We start from the raw sequence: 21,647 nt of genomic DNA, 5'->3' as shown, positions 1-21,647 counted from the left end.
CCCGCCAATATTGTTCAATATTTATGCACTCCAGCGTTCTCCTTCCGAATCGTATTAATGCCCCCTGCTTATGGGAGATTTTTTATGATGCAGTTGTCCAGACCTCCGACCACTCTCTATCAGGCGATTGCCGCCCGGCTAGAAGAAGCGCTACGCGAACGCTACAAATGTGGCGACTATCTCCCTTCTGAGAAGCAACTGGCTACGCACTACGCCGTTAACCGCCATACGTTACGCCGGGCAGTGGATGACCTGGTGAAAAAAGGGCTGGTTCAACGCCGTCACGGTGTGGGGATTTTGGTGCTTATGCGGCCTTACGACTACCCGCTGCATGCGCAGGCTCACTTTAGCCAGAACCTGTTGGATCAAGGCAGTTGCCCTTCCAGCGAACGATTGCTGGCCATGCTGAGTCCGGCGAGTCAAGAGATTGCCACCGCACTAGGCTGTGATGAAGGCGATAGCGTCATCCATTTGCGCACGCTGCGTCGGGTTAATGGTATTCCGGTCTGCGTTATTAACCACTTCCTGCCCAACCTTTCCTGGTGGCCGCATCTACAGCAGTTCACTCGCGGCTCACTGCACGACTTTATTACCGAGCGGCTAAATCAGGCGCTGGTTCGCACGCAAACGCGCATTAGCACGCGGCTGGCTCAGGCTAAGGAAAGCCGACTGTTGGAAATCGATGCGCAGTCTCCACTGCTGTGTTTACGCACGCTGAATAAAACCGCAAACGGTGAGATCGCCGAGTACTCCATCAGCCTGACCCGTGGCGATATGATCGAACTGACGCTGGAGCACTAGATGGATACGCAAACACGCCGTCAACACTGGCTCTCGGTGCTGGCATTCAGCCCGGTTGCCGAGCTGGAGAAGCGTTGGCACGCGCTCAATCTGCACCCGCAGTATGCCGTCCTGCGCGCGGCTGAAATTGGCCTGACTCGTCTACAGGCGAGAATGGGAGGAACGGGCAAGCGCTTTGTGCTGGGGGATATGACGATAACGCGTGCCGTGGTGCGTCTGGCTGACGGTACGTGCGGGTACAGCTATATCGCTGGGCGAGATAAAGCCCATGCAGAGCGCTGCGCCCTCATCGATGCGCTATTGCAACTGCCGGAAAACCACGATCGGTTGCAGGAGCACCTCATCCAGCCTCTGGCAGCGCAGCGCGCCGAGTTGTGCCAACGGCGCGCACGTCAAATTGCCAGTAGCAAGGTCGATTTCTTCACGCTGGTTCGCGGAGATAACTGATGTCTATACAGGCGAGCTTTGCGCAGCCGGTGGCTGACGCGCAATCTGCTTTTCGGCGCATCCTCAAAGCGGTTAGCGAACCGGGCGTAACGGTGACTTTGCCGTTACAACATGGGTGGGGAAAGTTGTCTCCTGCCGCGACGGCGGTGATGCTGACGCTGGTCGATCATGACACGCCGCTCTGGCTGGATGACGCATTGAATGATGAAACCCTCCGCAGCAACCTGCGTTTTCATACCGGTGCGATACTGACCGGAGATGAATCGGCGGTTTTCGCCTTGCTTCGTGCCTCATCGGCAATCTCGCTGTCCCGGTTTTCGGCGGGGGATGATATGTCGCCGGAAAAGAGTACCACGGTCATCATCGACGTTTCCTCTCTGAGCGGCGGCACGCCGCTGCGCCTGAGCGGACCGGGGCTGGAAACCTCACGTATCGTTGACCCGTCGTTGCCGCCGGACATATTGCGTTATCTCTGCCACCGTCCCGATCCTTTTCCGCAAGGTATCGATCTGATGTTCACCTGTGCCGATGCCATGATGGCGTTACCGCGCACCACTTATGTGGAGGTCTGCTGATGTACGTCGCCGTGAAAGGGGGAGAGAAAGCGATCGAAAATGCCCATCGCTTACAGGAAGATTTGCGCCGTGGGGATCGTGACATCCCGGAAATTGACTGCCAGCAGGTTGAACAGCAGCTCGGTCTGGCCGTCGATCGCGTGATGACCGAAGGCGGTATCTACGATCGTGAACTGGCGGCGCTGGCGATTAAACAGGCCAGTGGGGATGTGGTGGAAGCCATTTTTCTCCTGCGTGCGTATCGCACGACGCTGCCACGTCTGGCCGACAGCCTGCCGTTAACGACGGCGAACATGCGGATTGAGCGACGTATTTCGGCAGTCTACAAAGATGTGCCGGGCGGTCAGGTTCTCGGCCCTACCTACGATTATACTCACCGCTTGCTGGATTTCACGCTGCTTGCCAACGGTGATACACCTGCACCGTCGAGTGCGGATATGCCGCTGGAAGCCGCGTGTCCGCTGATATTTGATCTGATGACTCGCGAAGGGTTTGCCGTCAGGGAAGAAGATGATGGCAGTGAGCCTTGTGATATCACCCGCGATCCCCCGAGCTATCCGGCCCCGCGTTCGGCACGTCTGCAACAGCTGGTGCGGGGGGATGAAGGGTTCCTGCTGGCCCTGAGCTACTCGACACAGCGCGGCTATGGCCGCACCCATCCCTTTGCAGGAGAGATCCGCACAGGCTTTGTCACGGTGGAGATCGTGCCGGAGGAGCTGGGGTTTCTGCTGGAAATCGGCGAGATCCTGCTGACCGAGTGTGAAATGGTCAACGGGTTTACCGACAAGGAGGAGGACGCGCCTCACTTTACCCGAGGCTACGGATTGGTGTTTGGTCGGGCGGAACGTAAGGCCATGTCGATGGCGTTGGTGGATCGTGCGCTGCAAACCGAAGAGCATCACGAACAGGTGACCAGTCCGGCGCAAGACGAGGAGTTTGTGCTGTCGCATGCGGATAACGTCGAGGCGGCGGGATTTGTCTCTCATCTTAAATTGCCGCATTACGTCGATTTTCAGGCCGAGCTGGAACTCCTGAAACGTCTGCGCCGGGAGTATCAGGAGAGCAACGATGCATGAGTTAAACGGCTATAACCCTGGCTATCTTGATGAGCAAACCAAACGGACTATCCGTCGCGCCATATTGAAGGCGGTAGCGATTCCCGGCTATCAGGTGCCGTTTGGCGGACGGGAAATGCCGATGCCCTATGGCTGGGGAACTGGTGGTATTCAGCTTACCGCGAGCCTGATTGGTGAAAACGATGTACTGAAAGTGATTGATCAGGGCGCGGACGATACAACCAATGCCGTATCCATTCGGCGTTTCTTCCAGCGCGTGAGCGGGGCGGTGACCACCGAACGTACCGCCGAGGCCACGCTGATTCAGACGCGCCACCGCATTCCTGAAACGCCGCTGAAAGAAGATCAGATCCTGATCTATCAGGTTCCTATCCCTGAACCGCTGCGTTTTATTGAGCCGCGCGAGGTTGAGACGCGCAAAATGCATGCGCTGGAAGAGTACGGCATCATGCAGGTGAAACTGTACGAAGATATCGCCCGCTATGGCCATATTGCGACAACCTATGCGTATCCGGTGAAGGTGAATGACCGTTACGTGATGGATCCGTCACCCATTCCAAAGTTTGATAATCCCAAAATGCACAGGATGCCGGCGCTGCAATTGTTTGGCGCAGGCAGAGAAAAGCGCATCTACGCCCTGCCTCCCTACTGTGACGTGAAAAGTCTGGATTTTGACGATCACCCGTTCTGCGTTCAGCGCTGGGAACAGCCCTGTGCGCTGTGCGGTTCACATGACAGCTACCTTGATGAAATCGTGATAGATGATGAAGGATCGCGTCTGTTTGTCTGCTCCGATACCGACTACTGCCGTCAGCAGCAGGAGAAAAACAGCCATGAACCGCAGTGAACAGCCGCTGCTGGCGGTCAATAACCTGACGCACCTTTATGCGCCGGAAAAGGGTTTTGAAGACGTCTCGTTTGAACTTTTTCCGGGTGAAGTGCTGGGGATTGTCGGGGAGTCGGGGTCGGGGAAAACCACCTTATTACAGGCTATTTCGGCACGTTTAACGCCACAGCAGGGAACGATTGAGTATCAGGGGCGTGATTTATATCGCCTGAGCGAAAGTGAGCGGCGACGGCTGCTGCGCACCGAATGGGGCGTCGTGCATCAGTACCCGCTTGACGGCCTGCGCCCGCAGGTTTCGGCCGGCGGCAATATTGGTGAACGGCTAATGGCCGCCGGGCAGCGCCACTACGGCGAGATTCGCCAGCAGGCCAGCCAGTGGTTGCAGGATGTGGAGATCCCGGTAGCGCGTATTGACGATCTACCCACCACCTTTTCTGGCGGGATGCAGCAGCGCCTGCAAATTGCCCGTAGTCTGGTGACGCGTCCCAAACTGGTCTTCATGGATGAACCGACGGGCGGCCTTGATGTTTCCGTGCAGGCTCGCCTGCTGGATCTCTTACGGACGCTGGTACGTGAACTGAATCTGGCGGTGGTGATCGTGACGCATGATTTGGGCGTCGCGCGGATGTTGGCCCACCACCTGATCGTGATGAAACAAGGGCGGGTTGTCGAAAGCGGCTTGATTGACCGCGTGCTGGACGATCCCAGACACCCTTATACGCAACTGCTGGTTTCGTCAGTCCTGAACTGACCGAAGCCCCGTGACTCCCGCGTCATCGCGGGTGAATCAGGTTGTAATCAATCGGAACACGCCATGAACACACAACTGCGCGTTGAACATGTTTATAAAGTCTTCGTGTTACACAATCAGCACGGAGCATCGCTGCCCGTGTTGCATGATGCCAATCTTGAAGTCAAATCAGGGGAATGTGTGGTGCTGGATGGGCATTCCGGCAGTGGTAAATCCACGCTACTACGCTCGCTGTATGCCAACTATCAGCCTAACCGCGGCCACATCTGGGTCAAGCATCACCAGCACTGGATCGATCTGGTGAACGCCTCGTCACGGCAAATCCTTGCCATTCGCCGCGACACCATTGGCTGGGTTAGCCAGTTTTTACGAGTAATTCCCCGCGTCTCTACACTGGATGTCGTCATTCAACCTCTGCTGGAGCGGGGGATTGCGCGGGGCGAATGTGAAGCGCGCGCCAGACAACTGCTTGCCCGGCTCAACGTGCCAGAACGGCTATGGTCGCTGCCGCCATCGACCTTCTCCGGTGGTGAACAGCAGCGGGTGAACATCGCCCGGGGATTTATCGCCGACTATCCGATTCTCCTGCTGGATGAACCGACTGCGTCGCTGGACAGCGGCAATAGCCATGTGGTGGTTCAACTGATTGAAGAAGCCCGTGAACGCGGAGCGGCGATTGTCGGTATTTTCCATGACAGTGCGGTGCGTAACCGACTCGCCACGCATTTACACACCATGCAACCTTATCCTGGGGTGCGGCAACATGATTATCAATAATGTCCACTTGGTGTTGGAAAATGAGGTAATTTACGGATCGCTGGACGTGCAAAACGGCGTGATTCTCCGTGTCAGCAGCACATGTAGCCAATTGCCCGAGGCCATTGATGGTGAGGGTGGTTTTCTGCTGCCGGGGCTGGTGGAACTGCATACCGATAATCTCGATAAATTTTTTACCCCGCGGCCAAAAGTAGATTGGCCTGCTTACTCGGCAATGAGCAGTCACGACGCATTGATGGTAGCGAATGGCATCACCACCGTACTGGACGCGATTGCTGTGGGTGACGTGCGGGACGGCGGGCATCGCTTCGATAACCTAGATAAAATGATCGACGCCATCCGTCAGGGGCAGGAAAAAGGGCTCAACCGCGCTGAACACCGATTGCACCTGCGCTGTGAACTGCCGTATGACGCCACCGTTCCGCTGTTTGAACAACTGATGAATACGCCCGATCTCTTGCTGGTGTCATTGATGGATCACTCACCCGGCCAGCGGCAGTACACCTCGTTGCAGAAATACCGCGAGTATTTTCAGGGAAAATATCATCTCAGTAATCAGCAGATGGCTGCGTTTGAGGAGGAACAGATGGCGCTGGCCGCTCGCTGGTCTCAGCCCAATCGCTTCGCCATTGCAGCACTCTGCCGTGAAAAAGGGATCACTCTGGCAAGTCATGATGATGCGACGGTAGAACACGTTAACGAATCCCTTCAGGTGGGCAGCGCAATTGCTGAATTTCCCACTACCGAAGCGGCGGCGAGATGCTCACACGAATGTGGGTTGCTGGTGTTGATGGGGGCTCCCAACGTGGTACGTGGTGGCTCGCATTCCGGCAACGTGTCAGCCAGTCGACTGGCTCAATTGGGATTGCTGGACATTCTCTCTTCCGATTACTACCCCGCCAGCCTGTTGGATGCCGCATTTCGTCTTGCCCAGGACGAGAGTAATCCTTATGACCTGCCGCGCGCTATTACCCTGCTGACACGCAATCCTGCCCGCGCTATTGGGTTACACGATCGCGGTGTGATTGCCGAAGGGAGACGTGCCGATTTGGTTCTGGCGCATACGTTTCACGGCCATGTTCATATTCGTCATGTCTGGGCAAAAGGGCAGAAAGTGTATTAACCGGTTGATTGCCTTCGTTGTGGGAGGTGGCGTGGACAAAGAGAGAGTTGCAAATCGTTGCAAATGGTCATTTTTTAATCATTAATTGTTCATGAAATCATCACGCCGTCTGTTCTTAATGAGTGAGCGACCTCACCACATGAGGATACTAAGATGGCACAGGTATTATTGAAATCCGGCCTCGAATTTAAAACGCAGTTACAGCCCGTTCGGTCGCAAAAGGTGTTGTCCGTTCGGGGCGTAGGGAAAGCGTGGTCTCCACAACATCGAGTGCTAGACGACATTAACTTCGATCTGCACACGGGAGAACTGGTTGCTGTTATTGGCCGTTCCGGAGCGGGAAAATCGACGCTACTGCATCTGTTAAACGGCACGATTCCCGCCTCCGGAGGTGAAATTATCAACCACAGCGGTGAGCAGCCGCAGGATATCATCAAGCTCAGCCCGCGCCAGATACGCCAATGGCGCACCCATTGCGGCATGATCTTTCAGGATTTCTGTCTGGTTCCGCGGTTGGATGTCCTCACTAACGTCTTGTTAGGCCGCCTTAGCCAAACCTCTACGCTCAAATCACTGTTTCGTGTGTTTTCCGACGAGGACCGCGCTCGCGCCATCGAACTGTTGCAATGGGTAAACATGTTGCCGCAGGCGCTACAGCGTGCGGAAAACCTCTCTGGCGGCCAGATGCAACGCGTCGCCATCTGTCGGGCTCTCATGCAGCAGCCCAGAATTCTGCTGGCCGATGAACCGGTCGCGTCGCTCGATCCCAAGAATACCCGCCGCATTATGGATGTCTTGCGGGAAGTGAGCCAGCAGGGGATTAGCGTCATGGTTAACCTGCACTCGGTGGATCTGGTGAAGCGCTACTGTACGCGCGTCATCGGGATCGCTCAGGGGCGCATTGTTTTTGACGGTCACCCAACGCGATTGGATGAGCCGCTGCTTCATACGCTGTATGGCGATGAACTGAACGCGCATTAACACATGTGGATTTAACACAATGTCGATTTAGCACAAGTCGATTTAAAGCAATGTCGATTTAAAACAATGTCGATTTAAAACAATGCGCGTTCAACACGATGGCCTTTGACATGAAAACAGGGGATAGCAATGAGAAAGATCTTTGGTTTGGCGATGATGTTAACCAGTTCACTGACCGTCTTCAGCGCCACGGCGGCGGGAGTGCCGAAAGAGCTGAATCTGGGGATTTTGGGCGGGCAAAATGCGACACAGCAGATCGGTGATAATCAATGCGTCAAACAGTTCCTTGATAAAGAGTTAGGGGTTGAGACTCGGTTGCGTAACGCTTCTGACTACTCCGGCGTCATTCAGGGTTTACTGGGAGGAAAAGTCGATCTGGTTCTGAGCATGTCGCCATCGTCTTTCGCCTCCGTCTATCTGAAAGATCCTAATGCGGTGGATATTGTCGGTATTGCTGTTGACGATAAAGACCAGTCGCGTGGCTACTACTCTGTGGTGGTGGTCAAAGCCGACAGCCCCTACAAAAAGCTGGAAGACCTGAAAGGGAAATCCTTTGGCTTTGCCGATCCCGATTCAACCTCGGGGTTTCTGGTGCCCAATCAGGTATTCAAACAGAAATTTGGTGGGAACAACGACAACAAATACAACAATTTCTTTTCCAGCGTAACGTTCTCTGGCGGCCATGAGCAGGACATTCTGGGCGTACTGAACGGCCAATTTGACGGTGCTGTCGCCTGGACATCGATGGTAGGCGATTACAACACGGGCTATACCGCCGGCGCGTTTACCCGTCTGATCCGCATGGATCACCCGGACCTGATGCAGCAGCTCCGTATTATCTGGAAATCTCCGATGATCCCGAATGGGCCGATTTTGGTCAGCAACAAGCTCCCCGCGGATTTCAAACAGAAGGTCATTACTGCGGTGATGAAATTGGATAAAGAACAGCATGAATGCTTTGTGAAAGCGATGGGCGGGACTCAGCACATCGGTCCGGCAAGCCTGAATGACTACAAACACATCATCGACATGAAACGCGAACTGACGAAAGGCAGCCGCTGATCGAGAGCGGGCGCTTCGCCACTCCCTAAACGCCCGTTCGGACGTGATATCGAACGGGCGGCAACATTTTCGGTCCGCTAATCAACGTCATGGTATGACGTCCGGTAAACAGGACACAGCTTTGAATAATGACTTTGAGCACTATTATCAACAGATTAAAGGGCGACAAAAGCGCGAGGCGCTGCTGTGGTCTTTACTGTTGGCCTGCCTGTTTCTGGGGGCGGGCAAGGTCGCCGAGTTCAGTCCCGCAACTATCTGGCATACTCTGCCGAATTTTTTCAGCTATGTACGCGATACGCTGCCTGTATTGCACTGGCAACAGCTTCTGGCGAACGTTCACACCGAAGGCTCGTTGGCTTATTGGGGGTATCGGCTGCCCATACAGCTGCCGCTGATCTGGGAAACGCTGCAAATGGCTCTGGCCTCCACGATCATTGCGGTGGCGGCGGCCACAATACTGGCATTTTGTGCCGCTTCGAATACGCAACCTTCGATGCTGCTGCGTGTATCTATTCGTGCGCTGGTGGCCTTTTTACGCACCATGCCGGAACTGGGGTGGGCGGTCATGTTTGTTATGGCTTTTGGTATTGGCGCTATGCCCGGCTTTATTGCGCTGGCGCTGCACACTGTCGGCAGCTTAACCAAACTGTTTTATGAGTCTCTGGAAAGCGCGTCCGATCGGCCGGTACGCGGTCTGGCAAGCTGTGGTGCCAGCAAGATCCAGATTATGCGCTTTGCTTTTTGGCCACAGGTAAAGCCGATTTTTCTCTCCTACAGCTTTATGCGTATGGAAATTAATTTCCGCTCTTCCACCATTCTTGGTCTGGTGGGGGCGGGTGGTATTGGTCAGGAGCTGATGACCAACATTAAGCTTGATCGCTATGATCAGGTGAGCATGACCTTGTTACTGATTCTTGCTGTGGTATCGCTGCTGGATGGTGTCTCCGGCTATTTACGCCGCCGCGTGGTAGAAGGAAAGTGATATGAGAACGGTAACGTCGCCGGATGTAGAGCAATTGAAAACGCAGCATCCTGAACTGTTTCGCATACAGTCGCGCTATCTACGCCGGGTCATACTGCTGGTGCTGGCGGTCATGCTGTATTACCTGTTCTTTTTTCAGACCTTTGGCATTAGCTGGACGCAGTGGCTTAATGGATCGGCGCAGCTAGGGCACTACTTTTTACGCATGTTCGTCTGGCATGATTTTGCCAACTGGCCCTTTGGTTATTACCTGTCGCAAATTGCCATCACGCTGTCGATCGTGTTTGCCGGTACGGTAACGGCAACCTGCATCGCGCTGTTACTCTCCTTCTTTGCGGCGCGTAACATCATGCAGCGCCGCGGATTACGGCCGATTGCGCTGCTAGTGCGGTGCCTGTTGGACATGATGCGCGGTATTGATATGGCGATTTGGGGGCTGATATTTGTGCGGGCTGTCGGGCTGGGACCGCTGGCGGGGTTGTTGGCTATCGTCATGCAGGATATTGGTCTGCTCGGCAAGCTCTACGCCGAAGGACATGAGGCCGTCGAGCGTTCACCCGGACGAGGCCTGAGCGCGTTAGGCGCTAATGCGTTACAAAAGCACCGCTTTGGTATTTTCACGCAATCATTTCCCGTTATTCTGGCGCTCAGTCTCTACCAGATAGAGTCGAATACCCGCTCAGCCGCCGTATTAGGTTTTGTCGGCGCAGGGGGCATTGGATTGGTCTATGCGGAGAACATGCGCTTATGGAACTGGGATGTCGTGATGTTTATCACGCTGATTTTAGTTGCGATAGTGATGGTCATGGATGGGATATCAGCCTGGCTGCGCAAGCGCTATATCACCGGCAAAGACGTTCCGCTTTTTCAGCCAAAAGATAGCGACGCCCATAATTAAGTGTTTGCCTCTCTGTTGTGACGCTTGCTCTTATACAGAATTAATGTAGGGCGCAAAGGGGGGGGGACCGTTATCCGGCGTAAGAAATTATGCAGCGGTGGTCATGACCGCCGAGTGAGCGGCATGGATGCCGCGAAAGCTAAGTGCCGCGTCGGACAAAAACGTCAGAGACGTTTTTGAACAGCACTTGTGCTGGCCCGAAGGGCGAGCCCCGTTTATGGGGCGAGTAAACGCGTCACTGGCGGCTCGTCTAGCGGTCATGACCACCGATGGCATCGCGTAGCGACATAATTTAGCCGGAAGCCGGGGTTCTCAGGGCGGCGGCGACTGAGCGCCCTGAGTCGGGCGCGTGCTACGACGTAGCATGAAAATGACGGTATTGTAGCGCACGAAACCGTCTCCGCATCTGCATAAAAATGTGACTAAAAGACTGTAGGTAAAAGGGAAGGGGGGAACAGGGGCTTGTCAGCCCCTGTTTTGGGCATTTACGGTGCCGGGAACGTGAACCGACGGTGGATCGCTTCCAGTTCATCAAGGATCTCGCCGTCCAGCGTCAGGTTCTGGCTGTCGAGGTTGATTTGCAGTTGCTCCAGCGTGGTCGCGCCCAGCAGCGTGCTGGCAACGAACGGCTGCTGACGCACAAACGCCAATGCCATTTGTGCCGGATTCAAACCGTGCTTTTGCGCCAGCGCCACGTACTCGGCAACCGCCGCCTGAGCCTGCGGACCGGTATAGCGGGTGAAGCGGCTAAACAACGTGTTGCGTGCGTTAGCAGGTTTTGCGCCATTCAGGTATTTACCCGTCAGCGTACCGAACGCCAGTGACGAATAGGCGAGCAGTTCTACGCCTTCATGCTGGCTGATTTCTGCTAAGCCGACTTCAAAGCTGCGATTCAGCAGGCTGTAGGGGTTCTGAATTGAAACGATGCGTGGCAGATCGTGTTTTTCCGCCAGGTGCAGATAGCGCATCACGCCCCACGGGGTTTCGTTGGAGACGCCGACGTAGCGAATCTTACCGGCACGCACCTGTTCATTCAGTGCCTCCAGCGTTTCCAGCAGCGTGACGACCGGTTTGTCGTCAGTATATTGATAGGTTAGCTTGCCAAAACAGTTAGTTTGGCGCTGCGGCCAATGCAACTGATAGAGGTCGATATAGTCGGTGTTCAGCCGTTGCAGGCTGGCATCCAGCGCGGCACGGATGTTTTTTCTATCCAGCGCCTGCTGTGGGCGGATGCTGTGATCGTTTCCGCGCACAGGACCGGAGACTTTGCTCGCCACAATCAGTTTTTCACGGCCGCCACGGGATTTCAGCCAGGAACCGATATAGCTCTCGGTTAACCCCTGTGTTTCAGGGCGCGGAGGAACGGCGTACATTTCTGCTGTGTCAATCAGGTTAACACCTGCGGCAATGGCGTGATCTAACTGGGCATGAGCGTCTGCTTCGCTGTTCTGTTCGCCAAAGGTCATCGTACCAAGACCCAGCACGCTCACTTCTAAAGAACTATGGGGAATACGGTGATATTGCATTGCCAGCTTCCTTATGTCTGAAAATAGCAGGCGTATTTCTCCTCATTTCCGCATGATTTTTTGCGATTCCAATGAGTTTGGGAGAACACACCTGAATTCGACTATAACGAAGCCGTGACGAGTGGGGAAGCGGGATTTTGCCAGAGAACGTCGCCCGATGGGGGAAGATCGGGCTAACGTTGCCGTTAGCGCTGCACGATCTGGGAGATCTGGTCGCTGTTGATCTGTTTCTGATTACCTTGCTCATCAATATAGCTGAGTAGTCCGGTATCTTTATCCAGCACGGGTTTTCCCTGCGTCAGAAGCATTTGTCCCTCTTTTGTTGCCATCACGTAGTCGCTGGAACAGCCCGCAAGGGTAAATAATAGCGCCAGTGTCACTGCCATTTTCATCCGTACTTTCATTGTATGAACCCATTAATAAATACAAAAACTTAAATGAGTCTAGCAAATGGTCGCGAGGGGGAACGTAGGAATAATGGAAAAAATGCGTGTTGAGGACGTTAATTTTGTGTAACCGGGCGGAAATTTGCCGCCCGGTTAACCTGTATGACGCGAAAGCGTACGCGATACATCGATCAGGGTGCCGTTTTCTCTTTTTTACTGCGCAACAGATTCAGCGCCTCGACGGACATCGAGAAGAACATCGCGAAGTAGATATAGCCTTTTGGTACGTGAACGTCGAAGCTTTCCAGAATCAGGGTGAACCCGACCAGGATCAGGAACGACAAGGCCAGCATTTTGACGGAGGGGTGGCGTTCGACAAACTCACCGATAGGGCGTGCGGAGAACATCATCACGCCAACGGCGATAACGACGGCAGCCATCATAATAAACAGATGGTCAGACAGACCGACGGCGGTGATCACCGAGTCCAGGCTGAAGATAATATCCAGCAGCATGATTTGCACAATCGCGCCAAAGAACGAATACACCTTGGAAGTATGGTCTTCTGAACCGCCTTCGACGGTTTCGTGAATTTCCTTGCTCGACTTCCAGATCAGGAAGAGCCCCCCGAAGAACAGAATCAGGTCACGCGTGGAAATTTCGTTGTTGAACGCGGTAAACAGTGGGTCAGTCAAACGCATGACCCAGGCAATAGACGCGAGCAGTCCCAAGCGCATCAACATCGCCCCCATCAGCCCGATGCGGCGCGCTTTGTTTTGTTGGGCTTTAGGCAGTTTGGCGACAACCAGAGACAGGAAGATAATGTTATCGATCCCAAGAACGATTTCCAGAATAGTCAGCGTTCCCAATGCTAACCAAGCGTTCGGATCAACAATCCAATCAAACATTATATCAATACACCTTAAACGAAACGTAAACGATATTATACTCTGCCAGCTCGGTGCGTAGGCAAGCGAAAGTGTCGATACCCTTCATACTTTGCATGCGGCTCATGTGCTGGCGTCCCTTTTTACTCAGGGTTGGCGTTAGGCTTTTCCCTGATCATATTCCTTTGTCGCACGATGGCGGCGTATAAATCAGTGTACGACGAAGTATCGCACTGATGAAGCATAGCCTAATGACGCTCAGTTGCTGAGCTGCATAAAGTGGCGGGCCAGCAGCGGCGCGGTAAAGGTTTTTTTCAGATAGAACCCGCGGGGTAGCGTCAGAATCGGCTGACCAAATTCGCCAATGGCCTCCGTTAAGGCCCGGCTATTTGCCGCTTTGGGGCGTAGTTGCAGCACTTCGCCATGTCGGGCGGTGATGCTTTCTACCTGACCAAGTACGATCAGATCCATCAACTCTTCCCAATCGCAGCGCAGCTGTTCCTCTTCTTCTTCGCTGGGGCTCCAGATCAGCGGCGTGCCAATGCGGCGCTCCCCCAACGGAATGTGTCGCGAGCCTTCCACCGGAATCCACAGTACCCGCGCGAGCTTGTGCCGTACGTGGCTGCTTTCCCAGGTTACGCCGCTGTTGCCCGTTAACGGCGCGACGCAGACGAAGGTGGTTTCCAGCGGCTTACCCTGTTCATCAATCGGGATGGTTTTTAGCTCAACGCCGATATCGGGGAAATCCTGCTCGGGCTTACTGCCTGCGCTTGCCCCCAGAAAACGTTCCAGCAAGACGCCAATCCAGCCTTTATCGCGTTTCAGGTTGGCGGGAAGGGGCAGGTGAGCGATGTCCGCTAATTCCGCGAGATTATAACCTGCGAGGGATTGCGCGCGTTCCAGTAAGGCTTGCTCATGTGGCGGTGCAGTCGTGTGAACCGTGGGTGAATTCATAGCGTATCGCTCGATATTTTTCCGCTCAAAAAAAATACAACAGATAGGGCGTACCCATGCACAGTCTGTAAGGCTGTGGAGAAAAACAATAATAGCATGATTCATAGTGCTTTTTTTTAGTGTGATGGCGATCGCTGCACATCGCTTTGCAAACTGTGCACGTATAGCCACCGACAATAAACAGGATCTTACACTAGGTTATCCACAGATTTCTTGGATAACCCACATAAACATGAATTACTGGTTCGATTTACAGCCTTGACTCCCGGTCATTTTGCTGTTTTTGCCTATTTATTGCCTGACTTTGAGGCATTCCCTGTGGATAAAAACGGCATAGTGCGATCTTTCGCCAATCTTGTGTTGTATGCCATTTGAACAAAAATAAAGGGGGCGATATTGCCGATGAGATGGACTGTAATTTTATGAATAAAAAGCACTATTTTTTAATTTACAGTAATATTTTTTCTTCATGAAAAATGAGTTTTACTCACTTCTTCATGGGTTCTGCACAAAGATGTCCACAGAAAAAGTGAATAAATTGCGAATTTCAGCCTTCACATGTTTATAACTTTGATCTTATCTGTGGGTTATCTTACTTTTATTAGTATCACATGCTTTCTAAGCAGTGGTTTACCGCCTGACGGGAGTGTGAAACAATCAGGTCATCTTTGCATTGATGTTTATTGAGGTAGTCCGGTGATCGATGATGATGGCTACCGCCCAAACGTTGGTATTGTAATCTGTAATCGGCAGGGGCAGGTGATGTGGGCCCGGCGCTATGGTCAGCACTCCTGGCAGTTTCCACAGGGGGGAATTAACCCCGGTGAAAGTGCTGAGCAGGCGATGTACCGCGAACTGTTTGAAGAAGTCGGGTTAAGAAAAAAGGATGTGCGCGTACTGGCATCTACCCGTAACTGGTTACGCTATAAATTACCAAAGCGTTTGGTGCGTTGGGATACAAAACCGGTCTGTATCGGCCAAAAGCAGAAATGGTTTTTGCTACAGTTGATGTGTAATGAGTCGGATATCAATATGCAGAGCAGCGGCACGCCGGAATTTGATGGCTGGCGCTGGGTGAGTTACTGGTATCCGGTACGTCAGGTCGTCTCTTTTAAGCGAGATGTGTATCGTCGCGTGATGAAGGAATTTATCAACCCGGTGATACTGCTTCAGGAGAGTGTTGCGGCTCGGGTGGCGACCCCATCCGGTCCCCGGCGAAAAAGAGGGTAATTCAGGCACATTATGCTCACGCGCTTGCGAGAAATTGTCGAAAACGTTGCGGCAACGGCCCGCCTTAGTGATGCGCTGGACATTCTGGTCAATGAGACCTGTCAGGCTATGGACACGGAAGTCTGTTCCATTTATCTGGCCGATCACGATCGTCAATGCTATTACCTGATGGCAACGCGCGGGTTGAAAAAGCCGCGCGGGCGCACGGTAACGCTGGCGTTTGGGCAAGGTATTGTTGGGCTGGTCGGGCAACGTGCCGAGCCCATCAATCTGGCCGATGCTCGCGCTCATCCCAGTTTCAAATATATCCCCGCCGTGAAAGAGCAACATTTCCGCTCTTTTCTTGGTGTTCCCATTATCCACCGTCGCCATCTGCTCGGCGTACTGGTGGTGCAGCAGCGTGAACATCGTCAGTTTGATAAAAACGAAGAGTCGTTCATGGTGACGCTGGCCACGCAGATGGCCGCGATTCTTTCCCTTTCGCAGATCAAAACGCTCTTCGGTCAATACCGTCAGACGCGCGTTAAAGCGCTGGTGGCCGCCCCCGGTGTAGCGATTGCCCCTGGCTGGCAGGATTGTACCCAGCCTTCTCTGGAGCAGGTTTTCCCTGCATCGAGTCTGGACAGCGAGCGTGAACGCTCTCGCTTAACGCAGGCGCTGGAAGACGCAACGGCGGAATTTCGCCGCTTCAGCAAGCGGTTTAGCGCCAGTGCGCAGAAAGAGAGCGCGGCGATTTTCGATTTGTACTCGCACTTGCTGAATGATGCGCGACTCAAGCGTGAACTTTTTCAGGAAGTGGATGCGGGCAATGCCGCAGAGTGGGCTGTGAAACTGGTGATCGAACGTTTTGCTGCGCAGTTCACCAATTTGCAGGATACCTACTTGCGTGAACGTGCGGGCGATCTGCGCGCGCTCGGGCAGCGGCTGTTGTTTCACCTTGATGATAACGCGCAAATCATGGGGCAATGGCCTGAGCGCTTTATCCTCGTGGCGGACGAATTAACGGCGACGCTGTTGGCGGAACTACCGCCAGAGCGGCTGGCGGGTGTTGTCGTGTATGACGGCGCCGCCAACTCGCATGCGGCGATTCTCGTACGGGCGATGGGTATTCCCACGTTGGTGGGCGCGGATATTCAGCCTGATTTGCTGCACCAGCGTCTGCTGATCATCGACGGCTATCGCGGTGAGTTGCTGGTCGATCCTGAACCGGTATTGGTACAGGAATACCAGCGCCTGCTGACGGAAGAAAATGAGCTAACCCGTTTGGCCGAAGGCGAAATGGAACAGCCTGCCGTGTTGAAAAGCGGCGAACGTATTCAGGTCATGTTGAATGCGGGGTTAAGTGCCGAACACGAAAAACGCTTTATCAATCAGGTTGATGGCGTGGGTCTGTACCGTACGGAAATTCCTTTTATGCTGCAAAGCGGTTTTCCGTCCGAAGATGAACAGATGGCGCAATATCAAAGCATGTTGCAGCTTTATCCTACGCGCACGGTGATGCTGCGTACGCTGGATATCGGCGCGGATAAGCCGTTGCCTTATCTGCCGATTAGCGAAGAGAACCCGTGTCTTGGCTGGCGTGGTATTCGGATTACGCTCGATCAGCCTGAAATCTTTCTGATTCAGGTGCGCGCCATGCTGCGGGCTAACGCGCATATCGGCAACCTCAGTATTCTGCTGCCGATGATCAGCAGTCTGGATGAAATCAGTGAAGCACGTCGCCTGATCGATCAGGCTGCGGGCGAGGTCGAAGAATTACTCGGCTTCCCACAGCCCAAACCGCGGATTGGCATCATGATCGAAGTACCGTCGATGCTGTTCCTGCTTCCTCATCTGGCTTCCCGCATCGATTTTGTTTCGGTTGGCACCAACGATCTGACGCAGTACCTGCTGGCGGTAGATCGTAATAATGCCCACGTGGCATCGCTCTATGACAGTCTGCATCCTGCCATGTTGCAGGCGTTGAATATGATCGCCGTGGAGTGCGAACGGCATAACATTCCGCTTTCCGTGTGCGGTGAAATGGCGGGAGAGGCGCTCGGCGCACTGCTGCTGACCGGCCTGGGCTATCGCTCGCTCAGTATGAACGGGCGCAGCGTGGCTCGAATTAAATATCTGCTGCGTCAAATTACGCTGGCTGAGTCGCAAGCGTTAGTGCAGCAATTGCTAGGCGCGCAAAGCGCGGCGGAAGTCCGCCAGTGGGCGGCGATCTTCATGGAAGAGCGCGGATTAGGCGGCTTAATTCGCGGCGGGCGCTAATTTGACGTGGGGCGATATTGACGGATACATCGAGCTTTAATTGCGAGTAAATGTTTAATAGCGACTCAATGTTTTACAGAACTTTTCCCCTCAGCGGTCAACGAGCGCGGGTGCGTATGCTATGATTCGCCACCGCGGTTCGCAGGAACGGATTCATTCTCCTGCCTTTTGCCTATCAATGACGATCCCGCAAGCAGGGATAACACAATAAAATATGTGGTGAATGATGACGACAAGCTATCTGGCGTTTCCTCAGTTTGATCCAGTGATTTTCTCAATTGGCCCGCTGGCGCTGCACTGGTATGGGCTGATGTATCTGGTGGGTTTTGTATTTGCCATGTGGCTGGCGGTGCGTCGGGCGAATAAACCGGGTAGCGGTTGGACCAAAGATGAAGTCGAAAACCTGCTGTATATGGGGTTCCTCGGAGTCTTCGTCGGCGGGCGTTTGGGCTACGTCCTGTTTTATGCCTTCCCGTCATTTCTTGAAAATCCGCTCTATCTTTTCAAAGTCTGGGATGGCGGTATGTCATTCCACGGTGGCTTAATGGGTGTTATTTGCGTCATGCTGTGGTTCGCGCATCGCACCAAACGCCATTTCTTCCAGGTCGCTGATTTTATTGCCCCTCTGATTCCTTTCGGGCTGGGCGCTGGCCGTCTGGGCAACTTCATCAACGGCGAACTGTGGGGACGCGTAACGACCGATACGCCGTGGGCCATGTTGTTCCCAGGTTCGCGCAGCGAAGATATGATGCTGGCCGTTAGCAATCCGCAGTGGCAGGCGATTTTCAATCAGTACGGCATGTTGCCGCGTCATCCTTCCCAACTGTATCAAATGATGCTGGAAGGCGTGGCACTGTTTATTATTCTGAATCTCTTTATTCGTAAGTCCCGGCCGATGGGCAGCGTCTCTGGGCTTTTCCTGATCGGTTACGGCACGTTCCGTATTATCACCGAATTCTTCCGCCAGCCGGATGCGCAACTGGGTCTGTTTGGCGACCTGTTCAGCATGGGGCAAATCCTGTCGCTGCCGATGGTGATCGCCGGTATTCTGATGATGGTCTGGGCCTATCGCCGTCAGCCCGCGCAGCAATAATCCGCTGTCCTTCTTTAATATTTGTGGTGAGGTAGTATGAAACAGTATCTGGATCTGATGAAAAAAGTGCTTGAAGAGGGCACGCCGAAGGCCGACCGTACCGGCACGGGCACGCGTTCCATTTTCGGCCATCAGATGCGTTTCAACTTGCAAGACGGGTTTCCGCTGGTTACCACCAAAAAATGCCACCTGCGTTCGATCATCCATGAACTGCTCTGGTTCCTGAACGGCGATACCAATGTTGCTTATCTGCATGAAAACAAAGTCAGTATTTGGGACGAGTGGGCAGATGAGAACGGTGATTTGGGGCCGGTTTACGGTAAGCAATGGCGTTCGTGGGGAGCCGCAGACGGCCGTCAGATCGACCAGTTGAAGAATGTTCTGACCCAGTTGAGACAGGATCCAGATTCTCGCCGTATTATCGTGTCTGCCTGGAACGTGGGTGAACTGGACAAAATGGCGTTGGCACCGTGCCACGCGTTTTTCCAGTTCTACGTGGCGGATGGCAAACTTTCTTGCCAGCTTTATCAGCGCTCGTGCGATATCTTCCTCGGCCTGCCGTTCAACATCGCCAGCTATGCGCTGCTGGTGCACATGGTGGCGCAGCAGTGCGATCTGGACGTCGGTGATTTCGTCTGGACTGGCGGCGACACGCATCTGTACAACAACCATCTGGAACAGACGCAATTGCAGCTGAGTCGTGAGCCGCGCGTGCTGCCTAAACTGGTGATTAAGCGTCGCCCGGATACGCTGTTCGACTACCGCTTCGAAGATTTTGAAATCGAGGGATACGATCCGCATCCCGCCATCAAAGCGCCTGTTGCGATATAAAACCTCCCCACACTTTTCAGGGCCGCGTAATGCGGCCCTTTTTGTCTCCTCGTTTTCCCCACCTCTCCGCAGCTTTTTTCCGTTGTTACACCGTTGCAGTAAAACATTGCGAGCCGCTACGTATAACGCCGTTAACGCGCTGTTCTTGCTGATAGGACTTATTATCCTGACGCCATGAAAACAGGGAATCGACAACAGCGGGGGTTTACCTTGCTTGAACTTTTAGTGGTGCTGACGATTGTGGCGCTGATGGCAGGCGGCGGTCTGCATGGCTGGATTCAATATCAGCAGGCTATTCGTCTGGAGCAGAGTGCGCAGCAGTTGCTGGATTTTTTGAGTCGGGTTCAGGCGAATGCCTACTGGCATAACGAGACCCGGACGGTGAAGCTTATACCGCAGGGGGAGCTATGGTGCATGGTAGCGGGGCAGAATGAGAAACAGGCGGAGGAAACGTGCCGTGAGAACCATCCAGGGCAGTTCGTTCGCCGTACGCAGGAGGTCGTGCTGGCAAAATCCACCAGCAGCATTTTTACGTTCTTTGGTTTGCGTAATGCGGCTCAGGCCGGGCACATCTCACTGTCGAACGCTGCGGGCCAGTTGCGTCTCATCATCTCGGTGAGGGGACGTATGCGTCTGTGCAGCGAATCACAAGTTGTTCTGGCGATTCCCCTATGTTGATAGCCATGACGTTGAGACAACCAAGGCCGAAGTGTAAGCAGCGCGGCTTCACTTTGCCGGAAATCCTGTTAGCGCTGAGTTTAGGTAGTTTGATTATGCTGTCGGCGGCACAGCTCTACCCTTTGCTGCGCAGCCAAAGTCAGGATAGTGCACAGCTTTTCCGGCTTGAACAACTGTTCAGTCAGGTAGCGATGGGAATTGAGAAAGACATCCGTCGGGCCGGTTTTTGTGCGGGAACCTGTCAGGGCAAAGCGATTAGCATGGGGAATTATCCAGGAGAAGCGGAAAACAGCTGTCTGAATGTTTCTTACGATCTCAACCGGAATGGGGTGTGGGATGGTGGGGAGCAGCAGGATGCGGAATCTTTTGGCTATCGCCTGCGCGGTCGATCGTTGGAAATTCAGAGCGGGGCGCACAATTGTCAGGGCGATCGATGGGAAAAACTGTTTGATCCGCAGGAAGTCGTACTTACGCTGTTCCGGTTACAGCGTTTGGCTACGCAAAATGGTGTAGCGCTGTATGAATTGCAACTGGCGGGATACTGGGCGAAACGCCCTGCGGTTAAGCAACATATTGTCCGCCTGATATTGGGACGTAACCAATGAAGCAAGGATTGCAAAAGGGAAGCGGAACGCTGGCTATGGTGTTGCTAATCGCCGTTATCGGCCTGCTGTTGATGTCTGGTTTGCAACGTCAGCTTGAGTCTGCCATTCAGGTAGCAAACGATGAACGGTATTATCTGCGAGCGTTCAATCAGGCGTTGTCCTCGCTGAACTGGGGAAGAGGGCTGCGTTGGCGCGTATCAACCGAAAGCTGGCAGTGTCAGCAGCTCTCAGCGGAGCAGCTCGTGGTGTGTTTGCGGGCTGCCTCGGATGGTAAGCAAGGCGTACTGCGTGGTGAAGGGACGCTCCCCGCATCGACTCGAACGCTGAAGCTGTACCAGCGAGTGTCATTTCTGGCGCTGTCGCCGGGTCAGATCGCGATTCAACCATTGGCTAACGGCTGGCTGGATTTTTGTCCTGACAAGGAGGTGACGCGCTGTGATGCAACAGAATAGCGCAGTGAATAAGGGGCCTGTGAGCCATCAATCCGGTTTTAGCCTGCCGGAAACGCTGGTGGCGGCGCTGCTGTTTGCCGTGTCGCTGATGGGGTTACTGCAATATCACCAGATTTTACAGCAGTCATTTCAGCACCAGTGGCAGCAGCGTCAGGCGTGGCGGTTCGCTATGCAGCAACTGGACGCCTATGAAGCGGGTGTGTCGTATGATCCGTTCGCGCTTGGTCATGAAGCATCTCTTAGCAAAAACTGGCAGTTTAGTGTGTCAGAGCAGTTACAGAGCCCAGAATGCCGTCAGGTAACGGCAAGAGTCATGACGCCACGTCGCTATCAGGCTACACTAAACCGTTGGTTTTGCCGAACGCCGCCTGTTTAGTCGGCGTGCTTGGGTAAACTAGGAATTATCAATCGTAAGCCACGGCGAGC

Annotated in this window: 24 protein-coding genes; 20 read left to right on the top strand and 4 right to left on the bottom strand. The window is 53.9% G+C overall.

All coding sequences use genetic code 11. The annotated features are described in order from the left end of the window. The first annotated feature begins 87 nt into the window (after nucleotides 1-87). From phnF to phnE (AB8809_RS18180), 12 genes are all read left to right on the top strand, one after another. Nucleotides 88-801, top strand: coding sequence for a phosphonate metabolism transcriptional regulator PhnF (gene phnF, locus AB8809_RS18235; protein ID WP_180778427.1), 714 nt, complete (start codon nucleotides 88-90; stop codon nucleotides 799-801). After that, a complete protein-coding gene (phnG, locus tag AB8809_RS18230) occupies nucleotides 802-1,248 on the top strand; it encodes a phosphonate C-P lyase system protein PhnG (protein WP_181829826.1) in 447 nt (148 codons plus the stop codon). Continuing rightward, a complete protein-coding gene (gene phnH / locus AB8809_RS18225) occupies nucleotides 1,248-1,823 on the top strand; it encodes a phosphonate C-P lyase system protein PhnH (RefSeq protein WP_349855179.1) in 576 nt (191 codons plus the stop codon). The genes phnG and phnH overlap by 1 nt, the downstream gene beginning before the upstream one ends. Next, a complete protein-coding gene (locus AB8809_RS18220; protein WP_349855178.1) occupies nucleotides 1,823-2,899 on the top strand; it encodes a carbon-phosphorus lyase complex subunit PhnI in 1,077 nt (358 codons plus the stop codon). The genes phnH and AB8809_RS18220 overlap by 1 nt, the downstream gene beginning before the upstream one ends. After that, entirely contained in the window at nucleotides 2,892-3,746 is an 855-nt protein-coding gene (locus AB8809_RS18215; protein ID WP_012773580.1) for an alpha-D-ribose 1-methylphosphonate 5-phosphate C-P-lyase PhnJ, read from the top strand. The genes AB8809_RS18220 and AB8809_RS18215 overlap by 8 nt, the downstream gene beginning before the upstream one ends. After that, the gene (gene phnK / locus AB8809_RS18210; RefSeq protein ID WP_180778185.1) at nucleotides 3,733-4,497 is read left to right on the top strand and encodes a phosphonate C-P lyase system protein PhnK; all 765 of its coding nucleotides are present in this window, start codon (nucleotides 3,733-3,735) and stop codon (nucleotides 4,495-4,497) included. The genes AB8809_RS18215 and phnK overlap by 14 nt, the downstream gene beginning before the upstream one ends. Nucleotides 4,498-4,560: 63 nt before the next feature. Then, nucleotides 4,561-5,274: a phosphonate C-P lyase system protein PhnL gene (gene phnL / locus AB8809_RS18205; RefSeq protein WP_349855177.1), complete on the top strand. Its 714-nt coding sequence runs from the start codon at nucleotides 4,561-4,563 to the stop codon at nucleotides 5,272-5,274. Next, complete coding sequence (phnM, locus tag AB8809_RS18200) at nucleotides 5,261-6,397, top strand: alpha-D-ribose 1-methylphosphonate 5-triphosphate diphosphatase (RefSeq protein WP_349855176.1); 1,137 nt, start codon at nucleotides 5,261-5,263, stop codon at nucleotides 6,395-6,397. The genes phnL and phnM overlap by 14 nt, the downstream gene beginning before the upstream one ends. Nucleotides 6,398-6,550: 153 nt before the next feature. Next, on the top strand, nucleotides 6,551-7,378 hold the full coding sequence (phnC, locus tag AB8809_RS18195; protein ID WP_181829833.1) for a phosphonate ABC transporter ATP-binding protein: 828 nt from the start codon (nucleotides 6,551-6,553) through the stop codon (nucleotides 7,376-7,378). 129 nt (nucleotides 7,379-7,507) lie between these two features. After that, nucleotides 7,508-8,440 (top strand): phosphonate ABC transporter substrate-binding protein, encoded by a 933-nt coding sequence (phnD, locus tag AB8809_RS18190; protein WP_349855175.1) that lies wholly within the window; start codon nucleotides 7,508-7,510, stop codon nucleotides 8,438-8,440. 94 nt (nucleotides 8,441-8,534) lie between these two features. Beyond that, the gene (phnE, locus tag AB8809_RS18185; protein ID WP_349855174.1) at nucleotides 8,535-9,422 is read left to right on the top strand and encodes a phosphonate ABC transporter, permease protein PhnE; all 888 of its coding nucleotides are present in this window, start codon (nucleotides 8,535-8,537) and stop codon (nucleotides 9,420-9,422) included. Between the two features lies 1 nt (nucleotide 9,423). Further along, nucleotides 9,424-10,320, top strand: coding sequence for a phosphonate ABC transporter, permease protein PhnE (gene phnE, locus AB8809_RS18180; protein ID WP_349855173.1), 897 nt, complete (start codon nucleotides 9,424-9,426; stop codon nucleotides 10,318-10,320). Between the two features lie 485 nt (nucleotides 10,321-10,805). Here the strand turns inward: phnE (AB8809_RS18180) and AB8809_RS18175 are convergent, their stop codons facing one another. The 4 genes from AB8809_RS18175 to mutH form a co-directional block, all read right to left on the bottom strand. After that, nucleotides 10,806-11,846 (bottom strand): NADP(H)-dependent aldo-keto reductase, encoded by a 1,041-nt coding sequence (locus AB8809_RS18175; RefSeq protein ID WP_012773589.1) that lies wholly within the window; start codon nucleotides 11,844-11,846, stop codon nucleotides 10,806-10,808. A 185-nt stretch (nucleotides 11,847-12,031) separates the two neighbouring features. Next, nucleotides 12,032-12,238 (bottom strand): YgdI/YgdR family lipoprotein, encoded by a 207-nt coding sequence (locus AB8809_RS18170; RefSeq protein ID WP_155116496.1) that lies wholly within the window; start codon nucleotides 12,236-12,238, stop codon nucleotides 12,032-12,034. A 185-nt stretch (nucleotides 12,239-12,423) separates the two neighbouring features. Beyond that, nucleotides 12,424-13,140 (bottom strand): TerC family protein, encoded by a 717-nt coding sequence (locus AB8809_RS18165; protein WP_012773591.1) that lies wholly within the window; start codon nucleotides 13,138-13,140, stop codon nucleotides 12,424-12,426. 237 nt (nucleotides 13,141-13,377) lie between these two features. Beyond that, nucleotides 13,378-14,073 (bottom strand): DNA mismatch repair endonuclease MutH, encoded by a 696-nt coding sequence (gene mutH / locus AB8809_RS18160; protein WP_256542260.1) that lies wholly within the window; start codon nucleotides 14,071-14,073, stop codon nucleotides 13,378-13,380. Nucleotides 14,074-14,769: 696 nt separating this feature from the next. Between mutH and rppH the strand changes: the two genes are divergently transcribed. The 8 genes from rppH to AB8809_RS18120 all read left to right on the top strand — a co-directional run bounded on the left by rppH (nucleotide 14,770) and on the right by AB8809_RS18120 (nucleotide 21,597). Beyond that, nucleotides 14,770-15,303, top strand: coding sequence for an RNA pyrophosphohydrolase (gene rppH, locus AB8809_RS18155; protein ID WP_012773594.1), 534 nt, complete (start codon nucleotides 14,770-14,772; stop codon nucleotides 15,301-15,303). A 12-nt stretch (nucleotides 15,304-15,315) separates the two neighbouring features. Then, complete coding sequence (ptsP, locus tag AB8809_RS18150) at nucleotides 15,316-17,562, top strand: phosphoenolpyruvate--protein phosphotransferase (RefSeq protein ID WP_012773595.1); 2,247 nt, start codon at nucleotides 15,316-15,318, stop codon at nucleotides 17,560-17,562. Nucleotides 17,563-17,788: 226 nt separating this feature from the next. After that, complete coding sequence (gene lgt, locus AB8809_RS18145) at nucleotides 17,789-18,655, top strand: prolipoprotein diacylglyceryl transferase (RefSeq protein ID WP_103971920.1); 867 nt, start codon at nucleotides 17,789-17,791, stop codon at nucleotides 18,653-18,655. Between the two features lie 36 nt (nucleotides 18,656-18,691). After that, nucleotides 18,692-19,486 carry a thymidylate synthase gene (thyA, locus tag AB8809_RS18140; protein ID WP_256553745.1) on the top strand — a complete coding sequence of 265 codons (795 nt, stop codon included), beginning with the start codon at nucleotides 18,692-18,694 and terminating at the stop codon, nucleotides 19,484-19,486. Between the two features lie 174 nt (nucleotides 19,487-19,660). Then, nucleotides 19,661-20,164, top strand: a complete 504-nt coding sequence (locus AB8809_RS18135; protein ID WP_181848182.1) for a prepilin peptidase-dependent protein — start codon at nucleotides 19,661-19,663, stop codon at nucleotides 20,162-20,164. After that, nucleotides 20,158-20,769, top strand: a complete 612-nt coding sequence (locus AB8809_RS18130; protein WP_369986558.1) for a prepilin peptidase-dependent protein — start codon at nucleotides 20,158-20,160, stop codon at nucleotides 20,767-20,769. The genes AB8809_RS18135 and AB8809_RS18130 overlap by 7 nt, the downstream gene beginning before the upstream one ends. Further along, nucleotides 20,766-21,221, top strand: a complete 456-nt coding sequence (locus AB8809_RS18125) for a YgdB family protein (protein WP_349855169.1) — start codon at nucleotides 20,766-20,768, stop codon at nucleotides 21,219-21,221. Before AB8809_RS18130 ends, AB8809_RS18125 begins: the two co-directional genes overlap by 4 nt. Next, complete coding sequence (locus tag AB8809_RS18120; RefSeq protein WP_181829887.1) at nucleotides 21,208-21,597, top strand: prepilin-type N-terminal cleavage/methylation domain-containing protein; 390 nt, start codon at nucleotides 21,208-21,210, stop codon at nucleotides 21,595-21,597. The genes AB8809_RS18125 and AB8809_RS18120 overlap by 14 nt, the downstream gene beginning before the upstream one ends. Nucleotides 21,598-21,647: the final 50 nt, after the last annotated feature.

Origin of the sequence: Pectobacterium aroidearum (assembly GCF_041228105.1) — a bacterium.
Classification (GTDB): Bacteria; Pseudomonadota; Gammaproteobacteria; order Enterobacterales; family Enterobacteriaceae; genus Pectobacterium; species Pectobacterium aroidearum.
Note: the sequence above shows the minus strand (reverse complement) of the source record. Positions and strands in the feature narration are given on the sequence as shown.

Coding starts and splice junctions, on each gene's coding strand:
- mutH (WP_256542260.1), bottom strand. CDS start 14,073: ATGAATTCACCCACGGTTCACACGACTGCACCGCCACATGAGCAAGCC.
- AB8809_RS18175 (WP_012773589.1), bottom strand. CDS start 11,846: ATGCAATATCACCGTATTCCCCATAGTTCTTTAGAAGTGAGCGTGCTG.
- phnC (WP_181829833.1), top strand. CDS start 6,551: ATGGCACAGGTATTATTGAAATCCGGCCTCGAATTTAAAACGCAGTTA.
- phnD (WP_349855175.1), top strand. CDS start 7,508: ATGAGAAAGATCTTTGGTTTGGCGATGATGTTAACCAGTTCACTGACC.
- phnL (WP_349855177.1), top strand. CDS start 4,561: ATGAACACACAACTGCGCGTTGAACATGTTTATAAAGTCTTCGTGTTA.
- AB8809_RS18125 (WP_349855169.1), top strand. CDS start 20,766: ATGAAGCAAGGATTGCAAAAGGGAAGCGGAACGCTGGCTATGGTGTTG.
- AB8809_RS18170 (WP_155116496.1), bottom strand. CDS start 12,238: ATGAAAATGGCAGTGACACTGGCGCTATTATTTACCCTTGCGGGCTGT.
- phnE (WP_349855173.1), top strand. CDS start 9,424: ATGAGAACGGTAACGTCGCCGGATGTAGAGCAATTGAAAACGCAGCAT.
- phnG (WP_181829826.1), top strand. CDS start 802: ATGGATACGCAAACACGCCGTCAACACTGGCTCTCGGTGCTGGCATTC.
- AB8809_RS18120 (WP_181829887.1), top strand. CDS start 21,208: ATGCAACAGAATAGCGCAGTGAATAAGGGGCCTGTGAGCCATCAATCC.
- AB8809_RS18165 (WP_012773591.1), bottom strand. CDS start 13,140: ATGTTTGATTGGATTGTTGATCCGAACGCTTGGTTAGCATTGGGAACG.
- phnH (WP_349855179.1), top strand. CDS start 1,248: ATGTCTATACAGGCGAGCTTTGCGCAGCCGGTGGCTGACGCGCAATCT.
- AB8809_RS18130 (WP_369986558.1), top strand. CDS start 20,158: ATGTTGATAGCCATGACGTTGAGACAACCAAGGCCGAAGTGTAAGCAG.
- AB8809_RS18135 (WP_181848182.1), top strand. CDS start 19,661: ATGAAAACAGGGAATCGACAACAGCGGGGGTTTACCTTGCTTGAACTT.
- phnK (WP_180778185.1), top strand. CDS start 3,733: ATGAACCGCAGTGAACAGCCGCTGCTGGCGGTCAATAACCTGACGCAC.
- AB8809_RS18215 (WP_012773580.1), top strand. CDS start 2,892: ATGCATGAGTTAAACGGCTATAACCCTGGCTATCTTGATGAGCAAACC.
- ptsP (WP_012773595.1), top strand. CDS start 15,316: ATGCTCACGCGCTTGCGAGAAATTGTCGAAAACGTTGCGGCAACGGCC.
- phnM (WP_349855176.1), top strand. CDS start 5,261: ATGATTATCAATAATGTCCACTTGGTGTTGGAAAATGAGGTAATTTAC.
- phnE (WP_349855174.1), top strand. CDS start 8,535: ATGACGTCCGGTAAACAGGACACAGCTTTGAATAATGACTTTGAGCAC.
- thyA (WP_256553745.1), top strand. CDS start 18,692: ATGAAACAGTATCTGGATCTGATGAAAAAAGTGCTTGAAGAGGGCACG.
- AB8809_RS18220 (WP_349855178.1), top strand. CDS start 1,823: ATGTACGTCGCCGTGAAAGGGGGAGAGAAAGCGATCGAAAATGCCCAT.
- lgt (WP_103971920.1), top strand. CDS start 17,789: ATGACGACAAGCTATCTGGCGTTTCCTCAGTTTGATCCAGTGATTTTC.
- phnF (WP_180778427.1), top strand. CDS start 88: ATGCAGTTGTCCAGACCTCCGACCACTCTCTATCAGGCGATTGCCGCC.